Annotated in this window: 21 protein-coding genes; 15 read left to right on the top strand and 6 right to left on the bottom strand. The window is 35.5% G+C overall.

From position 1 onward, the window contains the following. Nucleotides 1-95 precede the first annotated feature (95 nt). On the bottom strand, nucleotides 96-476 hold the full coding sequence (gene mscL, locus A9C19_RS12435) for a large-conductance mechanosensitive channel protein MscL (protein ID WP_072580244.1): 381 nt from the start codon (nucleotides 474-476) through the stop codon (nucleotides 96-98). Nucleotides 477-786: 310 nt separating this feature from the next. Here mscL and A9C19_RS12430 point away from each other — a divergent pair, with 310 nt between their 5' ends. The 3 genes from A9C19_RS12430 to A9C19_RS12420 all read left to right on the top strand — a co-directional run bounded on the left by A9C19_RS12430 (nucleotide 787) and on the right by A9C19_RS12420 (nucleotide 5,248). Continuing rightward, nucleotides 787-1,356: a GrpB family protein gene (locus tag A9C19_RS12430; protein ID WP_072580243.1), complete on the top strand. Its 570-nt coding sequence runs from the start codon at nucleotides 787-789 to the stop codon at nucleotides 1,354-1,356. A gap of 317 nt (nucleotides 1,357-1,673) precedes the next feature. Then, nucleotides 1,674-3,428, top strand: a complete 1,755-nt coding sequence (locus A9C19_RS12425) for an ABC transporter ATP-binding protein (protein ID WP_072580242.1) — start codon at nucleotides 1,674-1,676, stop codon at nucleotides 3,426-3,428. Nucleotides 3,429-3,436: 8 nt separating this feature from the next. Then, on the top strand, nucleotides 3,437-5,248 hold the full coding sequence (locus tag A9C19_RS12420; RefSeq protein WP_072580241.1) for an ABC transporter ATP-binding protein: 1,812 nt from the start codon (nucleotides 3,437-3,439) through the stop codon (nucleotides 5,246-5,248). Between the two features lie 68 nt (nucleotides 5,249-5,316). On the opposite strand, the gene A9C19_RS22035 is transcribed toward A9C19_RS12420, so the two are convergent. Continuing rightward, on the bottom strand, nucleotides 5,317-5,472 hold the full coding sequence (locus tag A9C19_RS22035) for a hypothetical protein (protein WP_199445783.1): 156 nt from the start codon (nucleotides 5,470-5,472) through the stop codon (nucleotides 5,317-5,319). A 235-nt stretch (nucleotides 5,473-5,707) separates the two neighbouring features. Next, entirely contained in the window at nucleotides 5,708-6,079 is a 372-nt protein-coding gene (locus tag A9C19_RS21500) for a hypothetical protein (protein ID WP_145925794.1), read from the bottom strand. An 838-nt stretch (nucleotides 6,080-6,917) separates the two neighbouring features. Here A9C19_RS21500 and yknW point away from each other — a divergent pair. From yknW to A9C19_RS12375, 8 genes are all read left to right on the top strand, one after another. After that, nucleotides 6,918-7,595, top strand: coding sequence for a YknW family membrane protein (yknW, locus tag A9C19_RS12410; RefSeq protein ID WP_072580239.1), 678 nt, complete (start codon nucleotides 6,918-6,920; stop codon nucleotides 7,593-7,595). Then, nucleotides 7,595-8,716: an efflux RND transporter periplasmic adaptor subunit gene (locus A9C19_RS12405; RefSeq protein WP_072580238.1), complete on the top strand. Its 1,122-nt coding sequence runs from the start codon at nucleotides 7,595-7,597 to the stop codon at nucleotides 8,714-8,716. The genes yknW and A9C19_RS12405 overlap by 1 nt, the downstream gene beginning before the upstream one ends. Beyond that, a complete protein-coding gene (locus tag A9C19_RS12400) occupies nucleotides 8,709-9,395 on the top strand; it encodes an ABC transporter ATP-binding protein (RefSeq protein WP_072580237.1) in 687 nt (228 codons plus the stop codon). The genes A9C19_RS12405 and A9C19_RS12400 overlap by 8 nt, the downstream gene beginning before the upstream one ends. Beyond that, entirely contained in the window at nucleotides 9,392-10,585 is a 1,194-nt protein-coding gene (locus A9C19_RS12395) for an ABC transporter permease (RefSeq protein WP_072580236.1), read from the top strand. The genes A9C19_RS12400 and A9C19_RS12395 overlap by 4 nt, the downstream gene beginning before the upstream one ends. A gap of 508 nt (nucleotides 10,586-11,093) precedes the next feature. Further along, nucleotides 11,094-11,849, top strand: coding sequence for a DeoR/GlpR family DNA-binding transcription regulator (locus A9C19_RS12390; protein ID WP_072580235.1), 756 nt, complete (start codon nucleotides 11,094-11,096; stop codon nucleotides 11,847-11,849). After that, nucleotides 11,846-12,757, top strand: coding sequence for a 1-phosphofructokinase (gene pfkB / locus A9C19_RS12385; RefSeq protein WP_072580234.1), 912 nt, complete (start codon nucleotides 11,846-11,848; stop codon nucleotides 12,755-12,757). Before A9C19_RS12390 ends, pfkB begins: the two co-directional genes overlap by 4 nt. 13 nt (nucleotides 12,758-12,770) lie before the next feature. Next, nucleotides 12,771-14,633, top strand: coding sequence for a PTS fructose transporter subunit IIABC (locus A9C19_RS12380; RefSeq protein WP_072580233.1), 1,863 nt, complete (start codon nucleotides 12,771-12,773; stop codon nucleotides 14,631-14,633). 298 nt (nucleotides 14,634-14,931) lie between these two features. Continuing rightward, nucleotides 14,932-15,354: an organic hydroperoxide resistance protein gene (locus tag A9C19_RS12375; protein WP_072580232.1), complete on the top strand. Its 423-nt coding sequence runs from the start codon at nucleotides 14,932-14,934 to the stop codon at nucleotides 15,352-15,354. A gap of 201 nt (nucleotides 15,355-15,555) precedes the next feature. On the opposite strand, the gene A9C19_RS12370 is transcribed toward A9C19_RS12375, so the two are convergent. Next, nucleotides 15,556-16,260: a DUF2306 domain-containing protein gene (locus tag A9C19_RS12370; RefSeq protein WP_072580231.1), complete on the bottom strand. Its 705-nt coding sequence runs from the start codon at nucleotides 16,258-16,260 to the stop codon at nucleotides 15,556-15,558. A 227-nt stretch (nucleotides 16,261-16,487) separates the two neighbouring features. Here A9C19_RS12370 and lepB point away from each other — a divergent pair, with 227 nt between their 5' ends. The 4 genes from lepB to A9C19_RS12350 all read left to right on the top strand — a co-directional run bounded on the left by lepB (nucleotide 16,488) and on the right by A9C19_RS12350 (nucleotide 20,852). Continuing rightward, entirely contained in the window at nucleotides 16,488-17,048 is a 561-nt protein-coding gene (gene lepB, locus A9C19_RS12365; protein ID WP_072580230.1) for a signal peptidase I, read from the top strand. Nucleotides 17,049-17,235: 187 nt separating this feature from the next. Beyond that, nucleotides 17,236-18,456 carry an ISL3 family transposase gene (locus tag A9C19_RS12360; protein ID WP_072578381.1) on the top strand — a complete coding sequence of 407 codons (1,221 nt, stop codon included), beginning with the start codon at nucleotides 17,236-17,238 and terminating at the stop codon, nucleotides 18,454-18,456. A gap of 289 nt (nucleotides 18,457-18,745) precedes the next feature. Next, nucleotides 18,746-19,219: a hypothetical protein gene (locus A9C19_RS12355; RefSeq protein ID WP_072580229.1), complete on the top strand. Its 474-nt coding sequence runs from the start codon at nucleotides 18,746-18,748 to the stop codon at nucleotides 19,217-19,219. 688 nt (nucleotides 19,220-19,907) lie between these two features. Next, nucleotides 19,908-20,852 (top strand): DUF4349 domain-containing protein, encoded by a 945-nt coding sequence (locus A9C19_RS12350; protein ID WP_072580228.1) that lies wholly within the window; start codon nucleotides 19,908-19,910, stop codon nucleotides 20,850-20,852. Here the strand turns inward: A9C19_RS12350 and A9C19_RS12345 are convergent. Both A9C19_RS12345 and A9C19_RS12340 read right to left on the bottom strand, forming a co-directional pair. After that, a complete protein-coding gene (locus A9C19_RS12345) occupies nucleotides 20,849-21,109 on the bottom strand; it encodes a hypothetical protein (RefSeq protein ID WP_072580227.1) in 261 nt (86 codons plus the stop codon). The genes A9C19_RS12350 and A9C19_RS12345 overlap by 4 nt on opposite strands. A gap of 354 nt (nucleotides 21,110-21,463) precedes the next feature. After that, nucleotides 21,464-22,906, bottom strand: a complete 1,443-nt coding sequence (locus A9C19_RS12340; RefSeq protein WP_072580226.1) for a carbon starvation CstA family protein — start codon at nucleotides 22,904-22,906, stop codon at nucleotides 21,464-21,466. Nucleotides 22,907-23,215: the final 309 nt, after the last annotated feature.

Genomic DNA, 23,215 nt, shown 5'->3' with positions numbered 1-23,215 from the left:
AATTTCATAACTGCTTATTTTACTCCACACAAACCTACAGATTTTAGATATCTATTAAATTTTAGCTATTTATCAAGTGTTAGGTCTGGTTGAATTCATTTTTCATTCTTTTCTTTCAGAAGGTCTCTAATTTCTTCGAGTAAAAGCTCGGTATTAGTTTTTGTCTGACCCACTGGGTTCTTTTCCTCCATTTTTCTGATTTTATAAAATAGTTGTATAAAGAAAAATATACTAAATGTGATAATTAAAAAATCGATAACTGTTTGGAAAAAAGCACCGTATTGAATAGAGGAATTACCTACTGTGATTGAATAATAGGTTAAATCAACTCCCCCTAGTAAAATTCCGATAAGTGGCATGACTAAATCATCTACTAGAGAAGTCACGATTTTTCCAAAAGCAGTTCCAATGATAACACCTACTGCAAGATCAATGGCATTACCTCTGATTGCAAATTCAAAGAAATGTTTTAACATAAGCTTTCCTCACTTTATTCATTCATGCTGGTAAGAAGCTATATAACTAAAGCGATCTGGAACTAGTGTATTGTCCACCAGTTAGAACCAATTAAAATCTTGTTAACTCTTTGTACGAAAGTGAAAGGATTATTCCTACTCGTATTTAACTTCTGTACATGAAAAGGATGGAATTTTGTATCAAGGGATTTGAAATGGGGGTTCGTGCTGTTAGAAAGTAACTGGTGAATATTGTAAAGTAGTTCGTGCTTAGTAGACCCATTAGTTAAGGTGTATTCATTAAAGACAAGTTTAGAAGGAGAATACTTAAATGAAGATAGATCTTTTCTCATATCATAACGATTGGCCACACGAATTTCTAAGAGAAGCTACAGTTTTAAAAGAAAAGCTTTATCATATATCTCCAGTTATCGAGCATATTGGAAGTACCTCTGTCAAAGACCTAGCAGCAAAGCCGATTATTGATATTATGATAGGAGTAAAAAATGAAGAAGAGTTAGATCAGGTAGTTGATAATCTGATGGGAAGAGACTATATTTATCTCTCAATTTATAATAAACAGCTTCCTTTTCGTCGTTTTTTTATCGGAATAAAAGAAGGAGTATCCTCAACTATTCCTAATGAGCTACATGAAGATAACTTTTTTGAAATCCCTCATACTAATAGGCATTCACATATTCATGTTGTGCCTACGAGTAGTAACTGGTGGGAAGATCACCTACTATTTAGAGATTTTCTTCGAGTATCAGAACATGATCGAAAGAATTATGAGCTGCTTAAACGAAGGCTAGCTTCAAATAATTGGGAAAATATGAATGAATATGCTCAAGCTAAGGGGGAATTTATTCATAGCATACTAGAAAAAGCCAGGAAGAGATAAAGCCAACCTTCATCCATTTGGATGGAGGCTTTTATTTTATTATAGGTATTTCATTTCGTTTTCGTCTATGCTTTTTGTATGAGTTCCGTCGAAAGTCTTAGATAACTTCCATCAAATAGCTGTTATTTACTGGAAGGAGAAAGCGTATGATTAAATGGAAGGACAGGAAATTGGTGACGTTTGCGCCAAGTAAGCCTCCTCAATTCCTTATTTCATTTGTTCAATATTTATTTCGATTTCCGATATATTTGACGGTAAAGTGGTATATTTATAGGAGTGGATATGAGAGAAACACGAAGGGATGGGAGAAAAAATAAATGAATACATTTAGAAAATTAAAAACCTATTATTGGCCGTATAAACAGTATTTTCTGTTGTCTTTGTTTTTTGTTTTAATTATTACAGCAATCACTGTTATTTATCCAATCGTTTTACAGCTTACAATAGATGAAATAGTTGTAAAAGAACAATATGAATACATACCTTATATCGTGTGCGGATTTCTTCTAATAATGGTGATAAAGGGGATTTCTACATTTTTTCACCAATACCTAGGGGATATGTTTGGGATAAAATCCGTCTATAATCTTCGAAATAAGTTATATATGAAGCTACAAAGACTCCCCTTTGTGTATTATGACAATGCGAAAACTGGAGATCTCATGTCACGATTAACAGCGGATGTTGAGGGCTTTCGTTTCTTCCTGTCTTTTGGTTTCTCTGAGCTCGTTCGTTTCGCTTTACTCATTATAGGAGCTCTTAGTGTTATGTTTTTTTACTCGATTCCATTAGCACTTGTTACGTTAGCTGTACTACCTTTTTTAGGGGTAGTTGTTTTTCAATTTGATAAAAGAGTTCATCCGGCGTTTCGAAATATTCGTAAATCATTTGGAAAGTTAAATACAAACGTACAAGAAAATATAAGTGGTATTCAAACTGTTAAAGCGCTATCAAGAGAAGGGTTTGAAATCTCAAAGTTTAATTCTTCTAATGCAAATTATAAGGACCATTATTTAACAACATCCTCTGTATGGGCAAAATTTTTTCCGTTAATGGAGTTTATCGGCAATATTTGTGTCGTGGCTTTACTCGGTTATGGAAGTATCCTTGTCATCAATGGGGAATTAAAACCAGGAGAGCTTGTCGCATTCTTTAGTTTAGTATGGTATTTGATGGTCCCGATTATGAATCTTGGATTTGTAATTAATTTATTTTCACAGGCAAAAGCATCTGGTGAAAGATTACTAGAAATTTTAGAAGCAGATGAAAAAATAAAAGATCAAGAGGATGTTATGTCCATAGAAACAATTGATGGGAATGTTAGTTTTAACTCAGTTAGCTTGCGTTATAAGGAAGATGACTCTTTGGCATTATCAAATGTTTCATTTAAGGTAGCTAAAGGTAAGACGATTGGGTTAATTGGGGCAACAGGCTCTGGAAAAACAAGTGTTATACAGCTATTAACAAGATTTTATACACCTAGTTCTGGAAATATTGTCGTAGATGACCATGAAATATCTCACTATCCATTAAAAATATTACGTTCGAATATAGGCATGGTGCTACAGGAGTCCTTCTTATTCTCATCCACGATTAAAGCCAACATTTCTTACGGAAGACCAGAAGCATCGATGGAAGAGATTATAGATGCAGCGGAGAAAGCACAAGCTCATCAGTTTATAATGGAACTACCTGACGGCTATGATACAATGCTTGGAGAAAGAGGGATGGGTTTGTCAGGGGGGCAAAAGCAAAGAATCGCGATTGCTAGAGCAATTTGTATGAACCCTCGAATTTTAATTTTAGATGATGCAACTAGTGCTGTAGATATGAAGACTGAATTTACGATCCAACAGGCATTAAAAGAGGTAATGACGGGACGAACGACTTTTATCATTGCACATAGAATTTCTTCATTAAAGCATGCAGATGAGATACTTGTGTTTGATCATGGTGAAATTGTTGAGAGAGGAACACATGAAGAATTATTATTGAAGCAAGGATACTACCGAAGAATATATGATATTCAATATAAAGATCAACAAGCTGTAGTAAATTCGACTGTAGGGTAGGTGAAGAGATGAATAAAATAGAAAAAAAGACAATGATTATGGAAAGATTTCATTATTCAACAGACACAATTATTGATAAACCCTTCAACTGGAAACAAATGTGGAGACTGTTTCAATACTTAAAACCTTATTCAAAAAGCTTGTTACCGAAAGCATTTATTGCTGTCTTACTCTCAGGTATAGTCCGTTTAGTGACGCCGATTTTAATTGGAAAATATACACTTGATTTTGCAATTAAGAATAAAGATATTCCATTACTTATTACACTAGTTATAACTATAGCATCTTTATATTTTGTTTCTTATATTGCCAATAGATTTCGAATAAAATGGATGAATATGCTTGGTCAGAATGTGATTTATGATATACGTAAACATTTGTTTACACATGTACAATCATTATCGCATCGTTTTTTCGATCAACGTTCTGCAGGATCCATTTTAGTAAGAATTATGAATGATATTAATTCCTTGCAGGAGTTATTTACAAGCGGTGTCATTAATTTACTAATGGATTTCTTAATTCTCATTGGGGTTGTTATTTTATTATTTTCACTTAGTCCAGAGCTTACGTTAGCCATTATGGTAATCCTCCCGTGTATGTTCTTTATTTCAACAAGCTTACGTAAAAGAATTCGTCGTTCTTGGCAAATGGTTAGACTCAAGCAGTCGAAGTTAAATTCACATTTAAATGAATCGATTCAAGGAATAAGAGTTACCCAGGCTTTCACACAGGAGAAGGAAAATACAGCTTTTTTTGATGGGATTAACACAGAGAATTTTCAATCATGGAGAGATGCAACGAAGAAGAATGCGATGTTTTCTCCATTGGTTGAAATGACAAATGCGATCGGTACAGCCATCTTAATTTGGTACGGAGTAACATTAATTATGAATGGGAGCCTATCAATTGGGACATTTGTGTCTTTCGCCTTTTATCTTGGCATGTTTTGGGAGCCAATATCTCGTCTAGGTCAGGTGTATAACCAGCTATTGATGGGAATGGCCTCGTCTGAAAGAATCTTTGAGTTTATCGATGAAAAGCCAAATGTGACAGAAGCAACTAAGCCAGTAGCTATGAAGAATATTCAAGGGAGAATTGATTTCGAGAATGTCGAATTTGGTTATGATTCAACTCGCAAAGCTTTAAAGAATATTTCACTATCCATACATTCAGGTCAAACAGTTGCATTAGTTGGTCATACAGGATCAGGTAAAACAACGATTGCGAACTTAATTAGTCGATTTTATGACCCAACCGATGGGAGAGTAATGATTGATGGAGTAGATAGTAAGCAAATTTCTTTATCTGATTTACGATCTCAAATTAGTGTTGTCCTACAAGATACGTTTATTTTCTCAGGAACAATAATGGATAATATAAGATTTGGATCACCAGACGCAACGGATGAGAAAGTAATTGAAGCTGCTGTAGCAGTTGGTGCAGATGATTTTATCAGACATTTATCTAATGGGTATGAAACAGAGGTTGAAGAACGAGGTAATGTTCTATCTGTTGGTGAACGGCAGTTGATTTCTTTTGCGAGAGCACTACTTGCAAACCCTTCTATTATCATTTTAGATGAAGCAACAGCAAGCATTGATACAGAAACAGAAGTGAAAATTCAAGTAGCACTAAAAAAACTTCTAAAAGGTAGAACAGCGATTATGATTGCTCATCGACTTTCAACGATACGAGAAGCCGATAATATTGTTGTACTTGACCATGGAGAAATTATTGAACAAGGTAACCATACTCATTTAATGACCTTAAAAGGCGCATACTATCAATTAGTTACGATGAACCAATCAGGTTTTTGAATAAAGGAAACAAAAGAGGCTGGTACAGAAGTGCTTGGCTTCTTTGTTTTGTCCCAGCCTCGAAGAATTTAGCTAACAGCTTCAACAAATTCATCGTTAAAATAAACAACGTGTGAAAGAAAAGCAGTTCCCTCTATTTTTTGGCAAGATTCCTTTGCCTCTTTCTCATTATCAAACTCATACATTTTAATCGTCTCATTTGCATACACCGTTAATACCCACATGTGAATGTTCCTCCAAATTTAGTTTATATGAGCGAAAGAAAATTCATTGACTTACCATTTATCATACTCGCTTATATCAATCAATAATGTAACTTTCGGGTTTATCATACTCGCTCCTATCAAGGTTGTAAATGATTGATTAGTACTTTTTTGAGAAGACATTTAATATGCAAAGGAGGATTAAACCTCGAAAGCGTAACCAATGTTTATCTAGCAAGGATGAGGGAATAAGTGATTATTTGACAGAAAATTGAACGGAACATTTTTTAGAAAATGCTCTTTTCTCAAATCTTGTTGTTTCAATGCTGATCATAACGTTTCTCCATGTGTGTGTGAAATCCGTCGAAACAACCCGAATCGCGGATAGAGCGCCCATTATCGCGGATAGAACACTCAGAATCGCGGATAGAGCGCCCATTATCGCGGATAGAACACTCAGAATCGCGGATAGAGTGCCCAGAATCGCGGATAGAGTGCCCAGAATCGCGGATAGAGTGCTCAGAATCGCGGATAGAACACTCATAATCGCGGATAGAGCACTCACAATCGCGGATAGAGTGCCCAGAATCGCGGATAGAACACTCATAATCGCGGATAGAGCACTCACAATCGCGGATAGAGTGCCCAGAATCGCGGATAAAGTGCCCAGAATCGCGGATAGAGCACTAAAATGCCACTGAACGGACTCAAAGTAAACGGTGAAAGCCTTCTAAGCAGAAAATTTTGGGGAGCAGTGGACTTGAAGAGGAGCATTTCATCATATTTTTTACCGATATGTAGGAAAAAAGAATTGGATTAGTCATTTTAAAGGTTGTTGAATTTATTTCTTTAATTGGATTCAAGTAAGCATGACACAAACTTATGGCATTTATGAAATTCATTCACTAAACAATTTTTGCCTTTTAGTAAGCTTCTCAAACAAGTATTCAAAATCGTGTTCCATTGAGATAACCTCCAATGAATGATATGGTTCATCACGTTCAACGATTCCTAAACAATGAAAAAAGCTGTAGCGAAACGTGTAAGTTCACTACAGTTAGCTCATCCTCTTCCTATTTTAATATGTTTCGTAAACTTTGTTGCTTTAAGTCATATGAAGAAAAAAGCGCTGTATAAAGACTAGTGACACCTTTGCTTCTTAGAATAATACCTTATTTATCATTAATCCTCTGTTACTAATTACTTTCTAGGTTTTTAGCAACAATATTCAGAAAAGAGCCTTAGAAAATGAAAGAATCATTCGTGGATTTCTCTTTTGGCTTCAGTAAGATGGGCTTCACTTTCTTTGTAAGGATTAACCTTCCTTTACACTTTTTAAGCTGTTCATCATGCCACAGTATCTGAGTTACCGACTTATTTCATTTCATATAAAGCTTTAAAAAACTTGAAACTTTTTCCATGATTAGCCGTAGTAAAGGTATATCACGTTAATGGAGGTTTATCAAATGGAACAAGATACAATTCAAACAAAAAGACCAACCTTAGTAGGAATGATTTTTAGTCCAGGTGAACAGATTGAGAGAGTAAAAGAAAGACCAGTAATATGGTTACCTTTAATTATTCTTACAGTTCTTACAACGCTGGTAGCTCTATATGTTACAGTGAATCTTGATTTTACTGCTATTTCTGGCATGGAAAAGACACCTGAGCAAGAACAAATGGTGAAGGTTTCTGGGGTAGTAAGTGCAGTTCTTGGAGGATTAGTAGGAACACCAATTAGTTACCTTATTTTTGCAGCAATTTTTCTTGGAATAAGCAAGTTGGCAAAATCAGAGGTATCATTCAAACAAATGTTTTCCCTCATTATACATGTAAGCTTTATTAGTCTAATTGGTCAAGTTTTAAATCAAGTAATCATTGTAGCAATCGGAGCTAACCCTTCTATCATGATAACTAGTCTACAAAGTATTATAGCTGCAGAAGGGGCTTTAGGGCGTATTTTGAGTGTTATAGAAGTATTTAGTATTTGGTATTATATCTTACTGGCACTAGGACTTATGAAAGTAGCGAATCTATCGAAGTTACAAGCGTATATAATAGTAGGAATTTTCTTTATTATAGGATTAATTATCGCTGCTGTTACTCCTCCTATTGCTCCTTTAGAAGGGGGCGGACAATTCTAATGAAGAAGAAAATTTGGATATCAGTTGGGGTAGTAATGATCATCGCTGTGCTAGTAGGGATAAATGTATTGAAGGGCGTAAACAAAGAAATACCAGAAGTGACTACGTTTACCGTAAAAGAACAAGAAATTTCAGGAACGGTTATGGTACCAGGGACTCTTAGCTTGAAGGACGAGACAAAGGTTTATTTTGAACCGGAAAAAGGAGAAGTTGCTGAGATTTTAGTAGAGGTAGGGGAGGAAGTGCAAGAGGGTACAGTGCTTCTTCGATATGAGAACGAACAATTAGAATTAGAAAAAGAGCAAAATGCATTATCTCTAGAATCATCATACTTACGAATTAACCAAGTGAAAAAACAAATCGAATCTTTAGAGGGAAAGGAAAAAGACCTTGCGAAACAAATAGGAGATGATGAAGCAAATAAACAAATTGAAACTGAACGGTCACAATTGAATACAGACTTAAAAGTAGCCGACCTTGAAGCGAGGCAAGTATTACTTCAAAAAGAAACAATCGAAAAGAAAATAGGGGAGTTAGACGTCAAAAGTGAAGGAAATGGAACGATTTTATCTGTTAATTCCTCTGCCACAACTGGACAACAAGACACTCCACTTATACATATAGCAGAAAAAAATGAACTTATCGTAAAAGGAAAGTTATCAGAATATGATTCTTTAAAAATAAAAGAAAAACAAGCAGTCACTCTTACCTCGGATGTTCTCCCAGAAGATGAATGGCAGGGCACTGTAAATTACGTAGGGTATATACCAGAAATAACTTCATCTGGAATTGGAACTGAAGAACAATCAGCACAATATCCTATTGAGATCATAATGAAAGATAAAGAGATAAAAGCTAAACCAGGCTTTAAACTAATAATGGAAATTGAAACAGAAAAAAGGACGTCACTAGTTATCCCTTTAGAGGCGGTTAAACAAGAAGGTGACAAGCAAATAGTTTATATTAGTAAAAATGGTAAAGTAATTCTAAAAGAGGTTGAAACAGGAACAACAAGCGGCGAGATGATCGAACTGATTTCAGGTGTGGACGAGGGTGATAAAATCATCGTGGATTCGACAGCTGAGCTTGATTCAAATATGGAAGTGATTGAAAATGATTGAACTAGCGGATATTACGAAAACCTATAAAGTAGGGAATGAAACGCTGGATGTACTTAAAGGAATAGATCTATATATACAAAATGGCGAATTTGTTGCAATAATGGGTCCTTCAGGCTCTGGAAAATCAACGCTAATGAATGTTATTGGTTGTTTAGATCAACCCTCAACAGGTTCTTATTTGTTGGATTCTATTGATATTTCAACATATGAAGATGAAAAACTAGCAAAAGTTCGTAACTTATCTATCGGATTTGTTTTTCAACAATTTCAATTGTTACCAAGATTAACAGCTCTTAAAAATGTTGAGTTACCTATGATTTACGCAGGTATAAAGAAAAAGGAAAGAGAAGAAAAAGCTAAGCTGGCTTTAGAAAAAGTAGGGTTGGGTGATCGAATCCATCATCTACCTAATGAATTATCAGGGGGTCAAAAGCAAAGAGTAGCAATTGCTCGTTCAATTGTTAATGAACCTAAAATCATCTTAGCTGATGAGCCGACAGGAGCTCTTGATAGCAAAACAAGCGTAGCGATTATGGATCAATTCACAAAACTAAACAAAGAAGGAACAACTATTATTCTTGTAACCCATGAGTATGAAGTAGCGGAGTATGCAAAGCGTATCATTACCGTTAGAGATGGGTCCATTCTTTCTGATGAAGAAAGGAGGAACCTAGAATGAGTGTGGTCGAAAATATAAAAATGGCATTGAGCTCTGTACTTGCCCATAAACTAAGGTCACTTTTGACAATGCTTGGGATCATCATAGGAGTGGCTTCTGTTATTTTGGTGGTAGCGATAGGTCAAGGTGGAGAACAGCTTTTAAAGACTTCTATAACTGGTCCGGGAAATACAATTGAAGTTTACTATGAGCCAAGTGAAGAAGAATTAAGATCAAATCCAAATGCTTATTTAGAAGCAGCATTTACACAAAGTGATGTAGAATTCCTTAGCGGTATTCCGAATGTAGAAAGAGTTGTTGCGTCGTCCTCTGAATTTTATCAAACAAGATACAGGGAGGATATTGTTGATACAAGTGTCCTTGGTATAAACCAGGCATACGTAGAAGTAAATGAACTGGTCGTTCAATCTGGAAGGGATTTTTTAGCTAGTGATTTTATTGGGGGAACAAGAGTCGGGGTAATCAGTGAACAGTTAAAAAGCGAATTATTTGAAGAAACTTCCCCGCTTGGTGAAGTAATTTGGATAAATGGTCAGCCGATAGAAATCATTGGTGTACTTGAAAAACCTACTGGAATCTTTGCCTTTGGCTCAATGGAAGTCTATCTCCCTTGGAATACCTTCCGCCAATCCTATGGGAAGAATGAATATAATCAAATTACCTTACAAGCATCAAATGCGGATACGATGAAGGAGGTAGGAGAAACTGCAACCCAGTTATTAAATAGCTCGCATAATACAGAAGATTCATACAATGTATTTAATATGGAGGAGATGGCAGAAGGGATTGGTCAAATTACGAGCATTATGACTTTAATTATTGGCTCCATTGCAGGTATATCTTTAGTTGTTGGTGGAATTGGTGTGATGAATATTATGCTTGTATCTGTAACAGAAAGAACACGTGAGATTGGTATTAGAAAAGCATTAGGTGCTACAAAGCGGCAGATTTTAACGCAATTTCTTATTGAATCTGTAACCTTAACGGTTATTGGAGGGATATTTGGTATTTTATTAGGTGCCTTTGCAGCAAATATCGTCTCTATTTTTGCAGGATGGCCACCACTTATTTCTTGGCAAGTGGTCCTTGGAGGACTTCTTTTCTCTATGTTAATTGGAGTGATTTTCGGGATGCTACCTGCTAATAAAGCGGCGAAATTAAGTCCAATTGAATCATTACGATATGAATGATGTGTACCTTATTCGGAATAGCTAATAATGGCTATCCGAATAAGGTTTTTTTTCGCTATTTTCTTATATTTTGTTTGCTATAAAGGATAAATTTCATAAAATATAGTCTCATTATTTACAAGTAATACCCAGATAAGTAAGAAATGAGCTAATCTTTCAATTTAGATAGAAAAACCTGTACCCAGTGGGAGAGTCAGCTCATGAGATTTTTCTGAAAGGTATCAATCTTTAGGAAACAATCATTTGTTGAGAAGATAGTAATTTTTATTAAGGAATCATTTCACGACATACACTATTTGCACCTTTCATATAAAAAGTCAAAAAAAGTACTCAGTATATTTTAGGTTGTAGTGGAAGAAATTGATCAATATATACCTTATAATTAGTAATTACCCTGATATTTTGATGGGTTTTGACTAAATAATGATTGATTTTGATTGTTTATAACTATATAATAAAGAATAGAAAGAAAATGAATTCGCTTACAATGAAATGGAGGTAAGGAAAAATGCTCACTCCAGAAAGACATCGCCTCATTCTAGAACTTCTTAAAGAGAAACATTCAGTTAAAATTCAAGATCTTGTTGATCTAACAAATACATCTGAATCTACGATAAGACGAGATTTGACTCAATTAGAGGAAGACAAATATTTAAAGAGAATTCATGGTGGGGCTTCACTTTTACAAGGGAATTTAAATGAACCAAATGTAAGTGAAAAAGCTTCCAAAAACCTTCAACAAAAAATCATGATTGCTAAGGAAGCAGCTTCTCTTGTTGAAGAAGGAGACTGTATTTTCCTAGATGCTGGTACGACGACATTACAAATGATTGATTATCTACCGGTAGACAAGGAAATTGTTGTTGTAACAAACGGCTATACGAATATTGAGCCTCTATTAATGAAAGGAATAAGGACCTATTTAGTTGGAGGTTATATAAAGCCATCAACTGGAGCCATGATTGGTAGAGGTGCTATTAACTCAATGGAGCAATACCGATTTGATAAGTGTTTTTTAGGTGTGAATGGAATTCACTTGGATTTAGGATATACAACACCTGACCCTGAGGAAGCAGTGATGAAAAAAACGGCACTAAAGCTTTCGAGGGAAAAATTTGTTATAGCTGATTACTCAAAATTCGGGGAAATCTCTTTTTCTAAAATAGCAGAAGTAGCGGATGCAAAGATTATCACAGATGAAGTAGAGGAAGAAGCGATACAGCCATATATAAAAAATACAGCAATAAAGGTAGTGAAGGCATGATTTATACTGTCACATTGAATCCATCAGTGGACTACATCGTTAAAGTGGAAGCATTTAAGTTAGGTGGATTGAATCGTACAACATCTGATAGCAAATTTCCAGGTGGTAAAGGAATTAATGTTTCACGCGTTCTGAAACGACTTGGAGTTGAATCAAACGCACTCGGGTTTATCGGTGGATTTACTGGTAAATATGTGGAGGAATTCCTAAAGGAAGAAAAGATAGAAACAAGCTTTATTCAAGTAGCAGGGGACACAAGAATTAATATTAAGCTGAAAACAGGTGATGAGACGGAGATAAACGGAATAGGTCCATCTATTTCTTCAGAAGTTCTTGACCAGTTCTTGGCGAAATTTAAAGAGATGAATCAAGATGATATCGTGGTACTAGCAGGAAGTATTCCCGGAACTTTGCCGCCAACTATTTATAACAAGATTATGGATGTGTGTCATGAAAAAGGTATAAAAGTTGTGGCAGACGTGTCTGGAGATGCTCTAAAAGAAGTAGTAAATGGAAGGCCATTCTTAATTAAACCAAATCATCATGAATTAGGTGAGCTTTTTCATACGAAAATTCATTCAGTGAATGAGGCATTACTATACGGAAAGAAGCTAGTAGAACAAGGTGTCAAACATGTGATTGTGTCAATGGCAGAAAAAGGTGCTTTACTAGTTACAGAGAATGCTAGCTATATTGCAAATATCCCTAAAGGAGAAGTTTTAAATTCTGTTGGAGCAGGGGATTCAGTAGTTGGTGGATTTTTAAGTGCAATTTCTACAGGAAGCTCTCTTGAAGAAGCATTTAAAGTAGGAGTTGCATCAGGGAGTGCAACAGCATTTTCATTAGAGCTATGTACGAAAGAAGAAGTCGAAAAGCTATTACCTCAAATAGAAATGAAAAAAGGATAGAGGGTGAAGGAAGATGAGAATTACGGAGTTACTTACAAAGGAAACGATTACACTAAATATTACGTCTACTACGAAAAACGCTACAATTAGTGAGTTAGTAAACGTATTAGATAAGGCTGGTAAATTATCAGATCCAAAAGCATATAAACAAGCTGTTTTAAACCGTGAACAACAAAGCACAACTGGTATTGGCGATGGAATTGCTATTCCACATGCTAAAACAAATGCTGTAAAGAGTCCTGCAATTGCATTTGGCCGGTCTTCACAGGGAGTAGATTATGAAGCTTTTGATGGACAGCCAAGTCATTTATTTTTCATGATTGCAGCATCTGAGGGAGCAAACAACACACATTTAGAGGCTTTATCTAAGCTTTCAACGATTTTAATGAAGCAAGAGGTTAGAGAGAAGCTTTTAGCTGCGAAAACCGAAGAAGATATTCTTTCTATTATTGATCAATACGATGAAAAAGAAGAAGACGCAGAAATACAAGGTACAACTGCTGGTAAAATATTAGCTGTAACGGCATGTCCAACAGGAATTGCGCATACGTATATGGCAGCGGATTCATTAAAAGAAAAAGCGAAAGAGATGAATCTTTCTTTTAAAGTGGAAACGAACGGATCTGGTGGAGCTAAAAATGTCTTAACACAACAAGAAATCGATGAAGCAACGGCCATCATTGTTGCTGCTGATAAACAAGTAGAGATGGAACGATTCAATGGAAAGCATGTGATCATTGTTCCAGTAGCAGATGGAATTAGAAAGCCACAAGAACTTTTGGAAAGAGCATTAAATCAAGATGCACCAGTTTATCAAGGCAACGGTCAATCCAATAGAGAAAATAACGGTACGAAAGAAAAAACGGGTTTCTATAAACATTTAATGAATGGTGTATCAAACATGCTTCCATTTGTAGTTGGTGGAGGTATCCTTATTGCTATATCATTTATGTTTGGTATTCATGCTGGAGACCCTACACATGAAACATATAATCGTTTTGCAGAAGCGCTAGCTACAATCGGTGGTGGTAATGCCTTTGGATTAATGGTTCCAGTTTTAGCAGGATTCATTGCATTGAGTATTGCTGATCGCCCTGGTTTAGCACCAGGTATGGTAGGGGGATTCATGGCTGCTCAAGGTGGAGCTGGTTTCTTAGGTGGATTAATTGCAGGGTTTTTAGCAGGTTACATTGTTCTTTTACTGAAAAAATTATTATCAGGTATGCCGTCTTCTTTAGAAGGTATTAAGCCAGTATTATTATATCCAGTATTAAGCATCTTTACAGTTGGTATGATTATGTTCTTTGTTGTTAATCAGCCGGTAAGTGCATTAAATCAAGGTATTAGTGACTTTTTAGGTGGATTGGGAACTGGAAACTTAGTACTTTTAGGTCTCATTCTAGGTGGAATGATGGCTGTAGATATGGGTGGTCCAATTAATAAAGCTGCCTTTACATTCGGTATAGCCATGATTGATGCTGGTAACTTTGCTCCACATGCTGCTGTCATGGCAGGTGGAATGGTACCTCCGTTAGGAATTGCATTAGCGACAACTTTATTTAGAAATAAGTTTACAATACGTGAACGAGAAGCTGGTATTACTAACTATATTATGGGTGCTTCCTTTATTACGGAAGGTGCCATTCCATTCGCCGCTGCAGATCCAGCTCGTGTGATTCCATCTATAGTCACAGGGTCTGCTGTAGCAGGAGCTTTAGCAATGTTCTTCGGAAACGGTTTACGTGCTCCACATGGTGGTGCTTTCGTCATCTACTTTGTTGAAGGTAATCCATTATTGTATCTAGTTGCTATTTTAGCAGGGACAATTGTAACAGCCCTTATGTTGGGTCTTTTAAAGAAACCTGTAACTGAATAAAGAAAGAGGCTGGGACAAATAGTGCTTGGCACCTTTACGTAACAACCATAGTACGCACTGAATTATTTCATGCACACAAATGATTGTATCGGAGGATGCCTGGCTCTTTTATTGATCTCAGCCTCTTTTGTAGATTTCTTAAAATGATAGTGAACAGGTAGAATAGGTCTTTTCATCTTTGTATAAAATTTATATGTAACAATAAAATGTAGGAAAAAAACCAGTATTTCTGATTAAATATTTTCTATTAGGGTATCGTTTATATGTAGGTCAATAAGTAGAAAAGGATGATATCATAATGACTAAACCACTATTTACTTCAACTGCTACAGCCGTCGGAGGACGTGAAGGAAGAGTAGAATCATCCGACGGAAATATTAATGTGAAATTAGCTATGCCAGGAACACCAAGGGCTAAAGAAATTCCAGAGGCTACTAATCCTGAACAGCTGTTCGCTGCTGGATACTCCGCTTGTTTTGATGGAGCATTACAATTTATTGCAAAGAAGGAAAAAGTAGAATTTGATTCTGAGGTAACGGCTAATGTAAGTCTACTTAAGGATGAAGCAGATGATGGTTTTAAACTAGGAGTTTTATTACAAGTGAAGGGGACAGGCATAGAACGTTCACAGCTAGAAGACCTAGTTGAGAAAGCTCATGAATTTTGTCCATATTCTAAGGCAACTAAAGGTAATATTGAAGTGAAGTTAGAAGTGATTTAAGATATGATGTAGACTGAGGTGCTGCTAGGAAGCAGCACCTTAAATTTGTTTGAAAATGGCCATGGTTCATGTGAATAACGGGTAAGTAAGGCAAGAAAGAAAAATAACCTCTCCATAACATAGAGAAAAACTTGAGCTCTCTAGAACAAACGGCTTTTAGAATTTCTGTAAAGCAACAATATAGAGAAATAACAGTATGTATTAAAGGTTGATTCCTTTTGGCTTATTAAACTTCTTAGTATAATATATGCCCAGCCCAATAATTAACGGTGTTATGATGATAGTTGGAAGGAACCAAAGAATTATACTTACTGACTCAACGTTAAGGAGTCTAGGAGCACCAAATACTGTAAAGGCTGTAATGGTTGAAATACAACAAGCGAGCATTCCTGAGAAATGTTCAAACCACCAATGCATTTTTTTTGTAGGTATTTTCAACCAATAGATTAATTGAGTAAGTCCTAATGCAATTCCAACCAATGGGAACCAAGAAAGTAGGACAAAGCTCTGTGTAAAACCATAGATACTAATTCCGATTCCTGATAGAAGAAGTAACAGGGAGAAAAAGAGATCTAGCATATGTGTATGGACCTGTTTTCGAGTTTTAAAACGGAGTACGCGTAACCCATAATAAGCTGAAGCTGAGCTTAGAATACTAATGAATAAGAGAAACCATGAGAAAGAGACTTCTTCATTAGTGGTATTTGAATCAAAGAAAATTCGATAGACGCCCATATAAAATGCACTGATTGCCACCAGTATCATTCCATATACATAAATCCAACCAAATAAATAATGAAGCTTTCCACCTTTTTTTGTAATAATTGGGATCCAAAAAACAAAGAGAGCAACGAAACCGCCAATAATATGTAATATCCTTAATACGTGAAAGACGGATTCCAACATCTTTCCACCACCTTCAATCTAATATGAGAATTACTAGATATTTCAAGTATAAGGGAAATAATAACAATTATAAAGGTTTTTTATCGTTAGAGGTAAAGTCTCATCCTTGGCTAAAGACTTTACCACTGTAAAATTAAATCAACAACCCAAGTTTTTCTAAATTTTTTAGCAAATAAAATAGGAATCAAGGTATAATGGTACTAGAGCAATCTTTAGGAGGATTCATCATGTCTCAAATTGAACCAGAAACATCTAAATCAAAAATATGGGAATGGACGAAGGCAATTGTCTTAGCAGTAGGGCTAGCAATGATCATTCGGTTCTTCTTGTTTGAACCTTATCTAGTTGAAGGGTCATCTATGGATCCAACTCTTAAAGATGGGGATCGATTATTTGTTAATAAAACGTTGCAATTTATAGGTGATATTGAAAAAGGTGACATTGTCATCATTGATGGAAAAGAAGAAAATATACGCTATGTTAAAAGAATAATCGGGTTACCTGGTGATAGTGTAACTGCAGAGCAAGGGAAAGTTTATGTGAATGGAAGAGAACTGGAAGAGCCTTATTTAGAAGGAAGTTTAATGGAAGCAGATCAAGTGGGAATGTTGTTAACGGGTGATTTTGAAGAAATTGAAGTACCTGAAGAAAGTTATTTTGTTATGGGAGATAATCGATTAAATAGTATGGATAGTCGGAATGGATTAGGGTTGATTGAAAAAGACAGGATTTTAGGAAAGTCAGAATTTATCTTTTACCCTTTAAATCATTTTAAGAAAACAGAGTAGGAATATAAAACAATCGTGTATTGATAATACCGATTGTTTTTTTATGCCTATTTTCACGTAGAATTTTAAGGTTCTATAATAAATGTTGGGGTTTTTACACAATTTGAGTGCATAAAAAAAGCACGAAATCATCCAATTCTTTTATACTTGAGTTGACTAGAAACAAGTAAAGAGTGGAGATACGTGCATGAAGAATTCTAACATAAATTTACCTGGATTTGAAGAAGTGATAGTAAAGAATACCGAAATTTTTGAAGGGCATTTTTGTATTCATGTAGAAATGCCAGTCTTAGAACACTCATGTCCTGAATGTGGGAGTATAACTTCTAAAATTCATGATTATCGAATTCAAAAGATAAAACACTTAAAATTGTTTGAGAGACACACCGTTGTTTTTTATAGAAAGCGTCGTTATTCTTGCGTTTGTGGGAAAAGATTTCCTGAACAGAATCCCTTTGTTGACTATTATCAACGCTTATCGGTAGAGTTGAATCAAGCCATTAAGATTCGTAGTGTTAAAGGAAAAACCTTTAAAGAAACAGCTGAGATTTATGGTACATCCCCTTCTACCGTTGTACGTCGATTTGATGATCTGTCCCAAAATACTATTCAAGAAGATCCTAAAGAGCTTCCAAGGGCGATCGCTATAGATGAATATAAAGGGGATACGAAAGAAGGAAAATATCAGCTGATTATTGCTGATGCTGAAACGAGAGAACCTATTGATATATTGCCAAATCGATATAAAAAGACAATCAAGCAATACTTACATCAATACGGCTCAAAAGTAGAGTTTGTTGTGATGGATATGAGCCCATCCTTTAAAGCAGCTGTCCAGGAAGCACTAGGAAAACCAGTGATCGTTGCGGATCGATTCCACTTTGTACGATATATTTATTGGGCGCTAGATCGTGTGAGAAGAAGATTACAAACAAATTGGCATGATTACGACCGTAAAAAGTGTAAGAAAATGCGCTATGTATTCTACAAAAACTCAGAGAAACTAACCGAAGAAGACCGATGGTATTTAAAGCGATATGTAGGGTTTTCTGATGAACTAAAACGAGCTTATGAACTGAAAGAAATGTTTTCTAAGTGGTTCAGAAAGGCAAAAGAAAATGGTTTAGAGTCAATCCTCCAGACTAAAGAATTATTACTTGGATTTTATCAAGAGGTGGAAGAATCTCATATTCCAGAGTTCAAAAAAGCAATACGAACCCTCCAAAATTGGCAGGTAGAAATCTTAAATAGTTTTGCTTATAACTATTCAAATGGATTTTTAGAAGGAATAAACAACTTAACCAAAGTTATGAAACGAAATGCCTTTGGTTTTAGAAGCTTTAGTCGTTTTAGAGCCAAAATATTATTAACACATAAGTATAAAAAGGTGGCTGTTCACGTTGGGTAGGGTGAAGCAATAATCACTTCACCCCAACATTTGACGTTGAACCAATTTTTATTGGTGAAAATCTCAAGTGCCGGATTTGCAAGGTAAGTACAAAGCTTTTTCTTTCTTGCTTACCAGGGCATTTTATGTGAATAGCAATATAGTTTAAGAATAGAGCCTTTAACTAAATTATTGCCTAATTGATAGACATTTAAAATAAAGTATAATAGTCGAAAAAATTTAAATAAAGTGAAACTTTCCGTCTTATCATTACGTATGTAATAAAAAGGAAATGGAAGGTGGAAAAAGAATGAAACAAAAACTGGCCTTATTAGTCATATCCATTATTATACTTGTGGGATGTAATCAAGCTGTGAATATTGTTGCCTATGATTCTGTACAGTTAGAAAAGGATCTGAAAAAACAAGCTTTCCAGCATAAGCTACCTACTAGTCTACCATTCAAGGTAGAGGATACAGAGATTACATCTCTTCCAAATGAACAAGATAAGCAGATTACGATTGACTTTTATGGTTTAGGGACTAATGAATTAGGAGATCATTTAAGTCTATCTGTAGTTAATGGAGGAGAAGTAGGTAAACTTGAGGGTGGTAGAAAAGTTGATCTGGAGAATAATGAGGGAACATACAAAAGTGAACAAGGAGAAGAGATTCTAAGTTGGAGCGAAGATAATCTTCATTACCGTCTAACATATTACAAAGAACAATCCGATACTAACGTTACAAAAGAAGAATTAATAGAGGTTGCAAACTCATTTGAATAATCTAGTACACAACTTAGCACGACATGAAAACAATATAGTTATATAGTTATTCATCACATGTGTTATTGCTCTACCATACGATAGATTCTTTTAGGTCTATAGCAAACAAAAAAAAGTGCTTCAATTCAATTCAAATCAAAGAGCTTGGGTCAAAACTCAATCATTTTTTTAAAAGACGAACGATTATCGTTTGACATAATGTTACTTATTTATATGTTGTGGTAGAAGAACAAGTGCGTTCCATTCTGCTCCATCCACTTGCTTTCCGCGGGAGTCAAGTGTCTCCCACTCCATTACACTAGAGAACAATCGTATGCGTAACAAAGAATAAAACCTGAACAATATGGGAGATTTTTATTGAAATATCACCTGATCGTTCGGGTTTCTCATTAACTAAAGACACATATGTCCCAGCCTCTTTTCTCATAGAACAAGAAGGATCTGTCTTATAAGGGTTATGGTATAGGGTGTAACCTCCTTGTCAGGTCTTCTCAGTGAGTGGCATTATGAATAATAGGAGGTAAGATCTTATCACGATCTTAAAAAATTTTAAAGGTTAGGTAGTGTCAAAACCATAATTTCCAGGCGGAATTATGGTTTTTAGTTGGAGAGATTCACATATTTCTGTAACATTTCTTCCCTTTAACCGACTAGTTAAGTATTCATAGCTAGGAGAGGGTGTTTTGAAATGTATAGATGGATAATTATTTTTAGTATCACAGTAATGCTAGCCATATTAGGTGCATGTAGTAGTGAACAACAGGAAAGTCAAGAGGACATGGCGATAACCAGCTCACTTGACAATGTAGGCAGTGAAGGGGTAGAGAAAGAAATCGAGCGAGCAGAAGAATCTTTAGAGGAAGGTAAACAACCATCTGAAACAAATCCTGCTCCAGAAATCCAACAAAGTGCTCGTAAGGTGATTTATACGGCAAATATGATGATTGAGGTCGAAAATTATCAACAATCATTAGATTTTATTGAAAAACAGGTTACGAATAAGAATGGATTTATTGTTGAATCCAACTCATACGCAATGGATGATGACGATAGGGCACAAGGTACATTAACCGTACGAGTGCCTCAGGAAACATTTCAATCGTTTCTTCAAGCAGTTGAGAATGGAAGTTCTAAAGTTGTTGAAAAATCACTAACTGGGCAGGATGTCACGGAGGAATTTGTTGATTTAGAATCCCGGTTAACGTCTAAAGAAGTAGTTGAAAAACGTCTCATTCAATTTATGGAAAAGGCGGAGAAAACAGAGGACTTATTAAAGATTTCTACAGATTTAGCCACGGTACAGGAGGAGATTGAACAAATAAAAGGAAGAATGAGCTTTTTAGAGAATAAAGTAGACCTAGCAACAGTGACCATTCACTTGAGAGAGATACAAGTGAAAATACCAGGTCTAGAAAACAAAGATCTGAACACCTGGGAGCGGACACAAAAAGTATTTATGGATAGTGTAAACTTTCTTATGATTATTGCCTCAGGATTATTTGTATGGTTAGTAGGTAGCTTACCGATTCTTTTGATTGTTGGAATGATGATTGCTGTTGTTTCTATTTTCATAAAAAGAAGACGGAAACAACAGCTAAATCATTTGAACCACCCTAACGAACCAGAGGATTAAGTGGCTAGTAACGTTAAGATAAGCATTGTGATAAATATAGAACCTGTTATAAAAGCGACACTTACCATTATGGACAATTTGTGATCCGTATTTGCATAGCGTGGCAGAATTCTTTTAACTGAAATTGTAACGATGATATAAATAAGAATAACTCCAACTATAAAGGCAATACCATTTGATTGAAATCCTAAAAAGGCAAAATATATGCCGGAGAAGAATAGTAATAAACAATATTCAACTAATGTTTGTAATTTCATGCTGTAAATACTCCTTTTGAACGGCTGTTTTTTAGAATAGGATGTTGCTTAGGTGAGGTGCTCTTTACTTTTTTTCATAAGTCAAAAGTTTTCTCTTAAAATGAACTTTAAGAAAGATAGCTTATTTTATCATACTTTAAATTAGCTTTTCCAAAAAATCAAAAAGTCTGGCACCAAAAGTGTCCAGACTTTTTCGTTGCATAGAGAAATGATAAAATACATCGCTTGTGGATAAGACCATCGATACTAGCTGCAACGCCTACCTATATGAGGTTATAAGTTAATTTAGAATGAAGGAAAGAACACCTTCTTATTCTAAATCGTCTTATTATCCGAGGCTGACAAAGGCGCCCATTACGCAGCTTGACCTATGTCGTCATCAAGAGGTAAGGCATTTGCTCTAGATTTACTTGCAGCCTTATAAAATAACGCAATAATCACGGCTGTGATGATGCTAGCTCCAATATAAGAAATAGTGAGTGGCAATCCAAAGCCGATTGCAGCGTTAAGAATATACGTTGTTGTTGCCATCGTCATAAAGATACCTGGAATCATGGCAATCCAATAATTTTTCTTTGCGATAAACAAGTACATTGCACCAACCCATAAAGCAATTACGGCTGTGGATTGATTTGCCCAAGAGAAATAACGCCATAATAATGTAAAGTCAATTCTTGTTAAAGCGAATGAAAGAACGAATAAAGGTATAGCAATCCATAGGCGCGTCATAATTTTTGACTGTGAGATGTTTAAGTAATCAGCAATAATCATACGTGCACTTCTAAACGCAGTATCACCAGATGTAATTGGTAAAACAATGACTCCTAATACAGCTAATGTTCCCCCAATAGCACCAAGCATAGCAATAGATGCTTCACTCACAACTGCTGCTGGACCACCATTTGCTAAAATATCAGCTAAACCGTTGTAACCATCAAATAGACTCATCGCAGCTGCAGCCCAAATCATGGCTATAATTCCTTCTGCGATCATCATTCCGTAAAAAATAAACCGTCCTTGAGATTCATTTTGTGTAGTTCGTGAGATAATCGGTGTTTGTGTTGCATGGAATCCTGATAAAGCTCCACATGAAATAGTTAAAAATAATAATGGGAAAATAGGTGCGTTATCTGGGTGCATATTTGCGAATGTTAATTCTGGTATTGGTGCTCCTGTAATAATCAAAGTAGCTCCAACACCAAGCGCACTTATTAATAACATTGCTCCAAAAACAGGATATAAACGCCCTATCACTTTGTCTATTGGTAAAAGTGTAGCTAATATATAATAGATAAAGATTGCTCCAATGATCATACCAAAGGAAACCCAATCAGGAGTTAAACCTACTAATAGATCTGCTGGTGCAGTAACGAAAACGGTTCCAACTAATAGTAATAAAAGAATAGCAAAGGCATTTACTACATGTTTCATAGCTTTTCCTAAAAATTTTCCTGCAAGCTCTGGTAAATGTGCCCCGCGATTTCTGATAGAAATCATTCCAGTTAAATAGTCATGTACAGCTCCTGCGAAGATACATCCAATGACAATCCATATAAAAGCTGCAGGTCCATATAAAGCTCCCATAATCGGTCCGAAAATTGGCCCAACACCTGCAATATTTAATAATTGAATGAGGGAATTCCGTTTTTTTCCCATAGGTAAATAGTCGACATCATCTCTTTTTGTAATAGCAGGTGTTTGTCTTTGTTCTTTTACACCAAATACTTTTTCAACAAATTTTCCATAAATAAAATATCCCAAAATAAGAAGTATAATTCCTCCGATAAATGTAAACATAGCGGAACCTCCTTGTATATTTGATAACGCTTACATGAATCATAACAGGTTTACTATTCATTTACGTTAGTTCGTGTTTAAGATGTAGAATTTCATGATTATCATGTGGAAAAAAGCATGTGAAATGCAAATGAAAAATAGAAAGTATGGTGATTTACTTTGTGAAAAGAAGAGGACTAGGTCCTATATAGACCGAAAAGAATTGTTTAGATTCTGAATGAACAGCTCAAGAGGCTGAGTCGACTTAAAGAGGTTTGTTACTGTTTAAGATAAGTAGAATTGTGAAAAAAATCATAACAATTCAGCTGG

This window comes from Bacillus weihaiensis, assembly GCF_001889165.1.
Taxonomy (GTDB): Bacteria; Bacillota; Bacilli; order Bacillales; family Bacillaceae; genus Metabacillus; species Metabacillus weihaiensis.
Note: the sequence above shows the minus strand (reverse complement) of the source record. Positions and strands in the feature narration are given on the sequence as shown.

What these genes read in the sequence shown, in the direction of transcription:
- mscL (WP_072580244.1), bottom strand. Translation starts at nt 476, where the DNA reads ATGTTAAAACATTTCTTTGAATTTGCAATCAGAGGTAATGCCATTGAT.
- A9C19_RS12430 (WP_072580243.1), top strand. Translation starts at nt 787, where the DNA reads ATGAAGATAGATCTTTTCTCATATCATAACGATTGGCCACACGAATTT.
- A9C19_RS12425 (WP_072580242.1), top strand. Translation starts at nt 1,674, where the DNA reads ATGAATACATTTAGAAAATTAAAAACCTATTATTGGCCGTATAAACAG.
- A9C19_RS12420 (WP_072580241.1), top strand. Translation starts at nt 3,437, where the DNA reads ATGAATAAAATAGAAAAAAAGACAATGATTATGGAAAGATTTCATTAT.
- A9C19_RS22035 (WP_199445783.1), bottom strand. Translation starts at nt 5,472, where the DNA reads ATGTGGGTATTAACGGTGTATGCAAATGAGACGATTAAAATGTATGAG.
- yknW (WP_072580239.1), top strand. Translation starts at nt 6,918, where the DNA reads ATGGAACAAGATACAATTCAAACAAAAAGACCAACCTTAGTAGGAATG.
- A9C19_RS12405 (WP_072580238.1), top strand. Translation starts at nt 7,595, where the DNA reads ATGAAGAAGAAAATTTGGATATCAGTTGGGGTAGTAATGATCATCGCT.
- A9C19_RS12400 (WP_072580237.1), top strand. Translation starts at nt 8,709, where the DNA reads ATGATTGAACTAGCGGATATTACGAAAACCTATAAAGTAGGGAATGAA.
- A9C19_RS12395 (WP_072580236.1), top strand. Translation starts at nt 9,392, where the DNA reads ATGAGTGTGGTCGAAAATATAAAAATGGCATTGAGCTCTGTACTTGCC.
- A9C19_RS12390 (WP_072580235.1), top strand. Translation starts at nt 11,094, where the DNA reads ATGCTCACTCCAGAAAGACATCGCCTCATTCTAGAACTTCTTAAAGAG.
- pfkB (WP_072580234.1), top strand. Translation starts at nt 11,846, where the DNA reads ATGATTTATACTGTCACATTGAATCCATCAGTGGACTACATCGTTAAA.
- A9C19_RS12380 (WP_072580233.1), top strand. Translation starts at nt 12,771, where the DNA reads ATGAGAATTACGGAGTTACTTACAAAGGAAACGATTACACTAAATATT.
- A9C19_RS12375 (WP_072580232.1), top strand. Translation starts at nt 14,932, where the DNA reads ATGACTAAACCACTATTTACTTCAACTGCTACAGCCGTCGGAGGACGT.
- A9C19_RS12370 (WP_072580231.1), bottom strand. Translation starts at nt 16,260, where the DNA reads ATGTTGGAATCCGTCTTTCACGTATTAAGGATATTACATATTATTGGC.
- lepB (WP_072580230.1), top strand. Translation starts at nt 16,488, where the DNA reads ATGTCTCAAATTGAACCAGAAACATCTAAATCAAAAATATGGGAATGG.
- A9C19_RS12360 (WP_072578381.1), top strand. Translation starts at nt 17,236, where the DNA reads ATGAAGAATTCTAACATAAATTTACCTGGATTTGAAGAAGTGATAGTA.
- A9C19_RS12355 (WP_072580229.1), top strand. Translation starts at nt 18,746, where the DNA reads ATGAAACAAAAACTGGCCTTATTAGTCATATCCATTATTATACTTGTG.
- A9C19_RS12350 (WP_072580228.1), top strand. Translation starts at nt 19,908, where the DNA reads ATGTATAGATGGATAATTATTTTTAGTATCACAGTAATGCTAGCCATA.
- A9C19_RS12345 (WP_072580227.1), bottom strand. Translation starts at nt 21,109, where the DNA reads ATGAAATTACAAACATTAGTTGAATATTGTTTATTACTATTCTTCTCC.
- A9C19_RS12340 (WP_072580226.1), bottom strand. Translation starts at nt 22,906, where the DNA reads ATGTTTACATTTATCGGAGGAATTATACTTCTTATTTTGGGATATTTT.